Genomic DNA, 2,675 nt, shown 5'->3' on the forward strand with positions numbered 1-2,675 from the left:
CTAAAAAAATGGCAGTAACATTTCTTTGCAATGCTATTTCACAAACTGCCATTTGCACAGGCGATGCTCCATCCAATCTACAGCGAAGTAGAGTCCCAGCCCGAGAAGGCTCATTGCCAATACTCCGGCATACATGACCGGATAATCCAGCAGTGTGCTACCGTTAAAATATATATAATAGCCCAACCCGCGTTGTGTGGCAATCAATTCGGCAATATAGAGCACGGCCACCGCCGTCCCGACTGATTGGCGCAAGGCTGTCAGAATGGCAGGCAGGCTGGCAGGCAGGTAGACAAAGCGAAAGAGGGCACGACGCCCGGCTCCCAAACTGCGTACGGATTGAAGCAATTCAACCGGCAGCGATGCGGCCTGGTCACGTACCAGCACCAGAATCTGGAAGAAGAGGATCATAAAGATGATTAGAATTTTGGATAGATCACCAACGCCGAAAAAAAGTAGCAATATCGGGACGAGGACCACCTTTGGGATCGGATATAGTAAATAGATGACGGGGGAAAATAATTGGTTGAGCCTCTTTGACTGACCCAGTACAAGGCCCGCCGGAGCGGCGAAAGCCACAGAGAGAACCATACTCGCCAATACACGCCATAAACTGGCGGCAGCATGTTCGAGCATATCTCCCCCAAAAAGTTCCTTGAAGAATATTTGGATGACTATAAAAGGTGAAGGCATGATATTGCAGTCTATGATCAATGCAGAGATTTGCCAGAAGAGAATAATCGCCAATCCTGCAAAAAATACATCACGTTTTTTCACACGACCTCCATTTGCTGCCGAAGATCATGGCATAAGTCAATATAGGGTTGGCTATCTCGATATCCTTTTTTTCCGGCATTTGGATTGCTAATAATGATGGGTTTCTTGTTTGGGGGATTGCCAAGGAGGAGAATTTTTTCTCCCATTATGGCGGCTTCCTCAATTGCGTGTGTCACCATAACCAGAGTCAGCTTTTCCTCTGCACAGAGTTCCAACGTCAAGTTTTGCAGGTCTGCCCGATTGACAGCATCCAGCGAGGAAAAGGGTTCATCCATCAAGAGCAGATCTGGATGTAGCGCCAATGTTCGGGCAATCGCCGTCCGCTGACGTTGACCCCCGGAAATTTGGGAGGGGTATTTATCGGATAATCTATCCAGCCCGAGACGTTCGAGCCACGGGAGCACGTTGAAATCCATCGGCGTTTCGCCGCGCGGAGCGTGGATCCCGTCTGCACCATAAAATCCATGCACGCGTAACCCCAATTCAGCATTCTCGCGAACAGTCGCCCACGGTAATAAGCCATATTCCTGTAAAATTAATCCTGAGGTAGGGCGGGGGCGAGTGAGGGGATCACCATCGATGAGCAATTTACCGCCCGTTGGAAATCGCAGGCCTGCAAGGAGGTAGAGTAATGTTGTTTTGCCACAGCCGGAGGGTCCAAGAATAGTCCAGCGTTCGCCAGGCTGGACAAACCAGTTAAAACTTTGCAGGATGGGCGTCGCGCCCCTGTAGGCAAAAGTGAGTTCGTTGAATTTAATCATCATAAAAAAAGAGGCTGGGAAATTCCAGCCTCTTCATTTTATCGCAGGTCTGAAGATTAGGGCAATAAATCTGCGTTAACCGAATCATGGTAGGCAATATCAATGTCTATCAGACCCTGACTCTGGGCCCAGTCGAGAGCATCATGCCAGTCGGCTTCACTTGGCACTCCTGCTGTCGGAAAGGTGGGAATTTGATAGCTTTCCATTAGTGGTGGTGGGACAAGTTTTTTCTCGGCCAGCAAGCCCGCATATTGGGCAGGGTCAGTATTGATCTTTTCGACTGCTTCTTCAATAGCAGCAAGAAAAGCTTTTACGGCTTCAGGATTCTCATCAATGACTACTTTACGGAACGAGATCACACTGGCACCGTAATTTGGTGCATGTCGATCATCCAGCACAGTGATCGCACCAGATTGTTCTGCCAGGGGGCCGAGCGGATCGGGGAGGACGCCAGATTTCAATTCACCAGAGTCGAGCAATGCCAGACGATCGGGGATTCTGGGCACTGCCAAAGTAACGATATCCTCCGCTGTGAAACCCTCGGCTTCCAGCAAGCGATATGTCAGGTACTCAATAATCGTTCCTTGCGAGACACCAATCTCAACACCTTTTAGCCCGGCCACATCGGTGATTCCGCTATTACCAGCAGCCAGGATATAAAAATGGGCATGTTCCGGGGTTGCCATATGTGCAAATCTTACAGCCTGTAATTGCACACTTTCTTTATTGAAAAACATGACCGATAATAGTTCATTCACGGTACCATCAGCCTGCCCGGCCTGCATAATTTGCACCCGTTCTGGTGCAGAAGCGACTGGAATAAATTCCACGTTCACGCCATGAGATTTGAATAATCCATCTGCCTCAGCAACAAACATTGGCAATGCGTCCATAATGGGCAGAACGGCGATCTTGAGCGTAACGGGTTCGGACTCCATTTCAGTAGGAGCCGCGCCAGAAGCACACGCCCCTAGAATAAGCGTGAGGGAAAGCAAAAGGGCCATCCCCAAAAAGATAGTGCATTTCATGTTTCATTACCTTTCTATTTTCATTTTTGTATAATACATTTTTACATTTTGCAAATACTGTCCATTCGCTGAAAAATCTAGCGAAATCGCGAATTAGCAGATAAACTCA

The 2,675-nt window shown here is 48.4% G+C and carries 3 protein-coding genes; all 3 read right to left on the minus strand.

The features are described from left to right. Nucleotides 1-33 precede the first annotated feature (33 nt). Genes AC3DOM_RS10100 through AC3DOM_RS10110 form a run of 3 tightly spaced genes read right to left on the minus strand, consistent with a single transcriptional unit; the run spans nucleotide 34 to nucleotide 2,566 of the window. On the minus strand, nucleotides 34-777 hold the full coding sequence (locus AC3DOM_RS10100; protein ID WP_487918922.1) for an ABC transporter permease: 744 nt from the start codon (nucleotides 775-777) through the stop codon (nucleotides 34-36). Next, entirely contained in the window at nucleotides 774-1,541 is a 768-nt protein-coding gene (locus tag AC3DOM_RS10105) for an ABC transporter ATP-binding protein (RefSeq protein ID WP_487918923.1), read from the minus strand. Before AC3DOM_RS10105 ends, AC3DOM_RS10100 begins: the two co-directional genes overlap by 4 nt. A gap of 53 nt (nucleotides 1,542-1,594) precedes the next feature. Then, the gene (locus tag AC3DOM_RS10110) at nucleotides 1,595-2,566 is read right to left on the minus strand and encodes an ABC transporter substrate-binding protein (protein WP_487918924.1); all 972 of its coding nucleotides are present in this window, start codon (nucleotides 2,564-2,566) and stop codon (nucleotides 1,595-1,597) included. Nucleotides 2,567-2,675 lie beyond the last annotated feature (109 nt).

It is taken from the genome of Candidatus Desulfolinea nitratireducens, assembly GCF_982879505.1.

Coding starts and splice junctions, on each gene's coding strand:
- AC3DOM_RS10105 (WP_487918923.1), bottom strand. CDS start 1,541: ATGATGATTAAATTCAACGAACTCACTTTTGCCTACAGGGGCGCGACG.
- AC3DOM_RS10110 (WP_487918924.1), bottom strand. CDS start 2,566: ATGAAATGCACTATCTTTTTGGGGATGGCCCTTTTGCTTTCCCTCACG.